We start from the raw sequence: 524 nt of genomic DNA, 5'->3' as shown, positions 1-524 counted from the left end.
TTTACGACATCTAGTGCCAAAAAGCCTTACGACCTATGCTTCACAACCTATTTTAGAATAAAACAAAAATAGGTGAAGACTATCTCCGTCGAGATTAATCTTCACCTTTAATGTTAGTAAGTTTTATTGTCGCGCTATTGGTTAAAACAACATCTTTTCAGAAGCCAATTTGAACACAAAAAACTCACAATTTTCACAAACATATCAAGTGACAAAAGCCATGTGCGTGTTACCATAAAAGTAACAAATCTATTATTTTATTTTGGAAAGTAGGCACTCTTTTATACCGTTTTATGAGACACTGACTAATAGATTTTGGGGTAGTAAGTTAAATACAATTCAAAATAAAAATTGCAGTTCATATCACGTATAAATACAATTATTGGAAAGCAGGTATATAGTATGACACAGTCAGATTTTGGCGTTGTTGGCTTAGCGGTAATGGGTCGCAACTTGGCACTCAACATTGAGTCACGTGGTTACACCGTTTCAGTGTTTAATCGGTCTCGCGCGCGAACAGATGA

At 35.3% G+C, this 524-nt stretch carries 1 protein-coding gene; it reads left to right on the top strand.

The window, feature by feature from the left end:
* Nucleotides 1-402 precede the first annotated feature (402 nt).
* Nucleotides 403-524 (top strand): NAD(P)-binding domain-containing protein (locus FF105_RS11560; protein WP_290046904.1); only part of this gene is annotated, 122 nt, incomplete at its 3' end.

The sequence above is a fragment of the Leuconostoc sp. UCMA20149 genome, assembly GCF_030400235.1.
Taxonomy (GTDB): domain Bacteria; phylum Bacillota; class Bacilli; order Lactobacillales; family Lactobacillaceae; genus Leuconostoc; species Leuconostoc pseudomesenteroides.
The sequence above is the reverse complement of the archived record's forward strand: the minus strand, read 5'-3'. Positions and strand labels throughout refer to the sequence as shown.